This is a genomic window from Streptomyces wedmorensis, from assembly GCF_000716445.1.
In the GTDB taxonomy this organism is placed as follows: Bacteria; Actinomycetota; Actinomycetes; order Streptomycetales; family Streptomycetaceae; genus Streptomyces; species Streptomyces wedmorensis.
In genome coordinates this window covers 1-1,487 of record NZ_JNWK01000164.1, presented here as the reverse complement: position 1 = coordinate 1,487, position 1,487 = coordinate 1, and the positions used below count along the sequence as shown (strand labels likewise).

Genomic DNA, 1,487 nt, shown 5'->3' with positions numbered 1-1,487 from the left:
ACCGTCACCACCGCCTGGGTGACCCGCGGGTGGGACAGGAGCGCGGCCTCCGTCTCCCCCGGCTCGACCCGGAAGCCCCGGATCTTGATCTGATCGTCGGCCCGGCCCTCGTACACCAGCCGGCCGTCCGGGTCGAAGCGGACGAGGTCGCCGGTGCGGTAGAGACGAGTGCCGGGCGGGCCGTAGGGGTCGGGGACGAAGCGGGTGGCGGTGAGGTCGGGCCGGCCGAGGTAGCCGTGGGCGAGGCCGTCACCGGTGAGGTACAGCTCGCCGGTGACGCCGGGCGGGCAGAGGTTCAGGTGCGGGTCCAGGACGTAGGTGCCCTTGTTGAGGAGCGGGAGAGGAAGTTGAAGAGGCTCGCCGACAGCTGGAGCATCGTCACCCCGTGACGGCGGGACAACTCGTCGATGAGGACCGGCTCGGGCCGCTGACCCGGCTGGAGGACCGTCGTCCCGCCGTGGAGCAGGGCGCCCCAGAACTCCAGGCTGAACGCGTCCCACGACACCGGCGAGCACTGGAGGAAGACCTCCCCCTCACCGAACCGCCCGTACGACTGACCACTCACCGTCGACACCAGATTCCGGTGCGAGGAGAGGATCCCCTTCGGCCGGCCTGTGGACCCGGAGGTGAACATGAGGCATGCCGGGTCGTCGGGTCCGAGGCGGACCGCCAGGTCGTCCGCTGGGCCGTCGGCCGGCAGGCCGGTGGCGTGGGCGACGGTCCAGGGGCCCGTGACCCGCCCGGCCAGGGCCGGGGAGGTGACGAGGTGGCCGATGCCCGCGTCGGTGGCCGCCGAGCGCCCGGAACCTTGACCCCGGCCCAGGAACCGGTCAGCAGCTCCCGCTCCTCAGGGTCCAGGACCTCCAGGGCGGACAGCGGACGGCCCGGGTCGGCGAGGACCTGCTCCAGTACGCGGCCGAGGACGGCGCCCATGCGCCGTACCGTGTCGGCGTCGAACAGGTCGGCGGCGTAGAGCACCGCGCCGTGCAGTCCGCGCCGGTCGTCGGAGCGGAGCAGGAACTCCAGGTCGAACTTGGCGGAGCCGTTGCCGGCACCGGAGACGGAGGCGGTGACGCCGGGGAGGTCGAGCTCGGGCACGGCGCCCAGGTCGAGTCCGAGGCAGATCTGGAAGAGGGACCGATCGCCAGATCCGCACCCGCACCCAACCGGGACAACGCCGCCACCAACGCCGCGTGCACCACCATGAACGGCGTGCACCCCTCCTCCCGGGCGAGGACCGCGATCTGTTCGAAGACGCGGGGCCCGAGGTCGAGCGCGATCTCCCCGCCCCGATGTGAGGCGGTGAGCGGACGTGGGCGGTCGAGCGTGAGGCCGTGGTCCTCGGGGAGGCCGGCCAGATTCTGCCGCCAGAAGTCCAGCTCGCGCCCGAGCAGGCTGTCCGGCTCGCCGGCCGGGCCCAGGACGCGGCGCTGCCAGGCCGCGTAGTCGGCGTATCGCACCGCGAGCGGCTCCAGCACCGAGCCCCC

At 73.1% G+C, this 1,487-nt stretch carries 2 protein-coding genes and 2 pseudogenes; all 4 read right to left on the bottom strand.

Annotated features, from left to right (window positions below; genetic code table 11):
- Positions 1-338 (bottom strand): annotated as a pseudogene (locus OO54_RS49035) (non-ribosomal peptide synthetase); the annotation flags it as partial.
- Positions 296-634, bottom strand: a complete 339-nt coding sequence (locus tag OO54_RS48675) for an AMP-binding protein (RefSeq protein WP_342450951.1) — start codon at positions 632-634, stop codon at positions 296-298. The pseudogene OO54_RS49035 and the gene OO54_RS48675, both read right to left, overlap by 43 nt.
- Positions 562-1,098, bottom strand: coding sequence for a condensation domain-containing protein (locus tag OO54_RS48180; protein WP_051787928.1), 537 nt, complete (start codon positions 1,096-1,098; stop codon positions 562-564). The genes OO54_RS48675 and OO54_RS48180 overlap by 73 nt, the downstream gene beginning before the upstream one ends.
- Positions 1,099-1,148: 50 nt before the next feature.
- Positions 1,149-1,460, bottom strand: a pseudogene (locus OO54_RS48175) (condensation domain-containing protein); the annotation flags it as partial.
- Positions 1,461-1,487: the final 27 nt, after the last annotated feature.

Excerpts from the sequence above, each read along its gene's own strand:
- OO54_RS48675 (WP_342450951.1), bottom strand. The coding sequence starts at position 634 with ATGTTCACCTCCGGGTCCACAGGCCGGCCGAAGGGGATCCTCTCCTCG.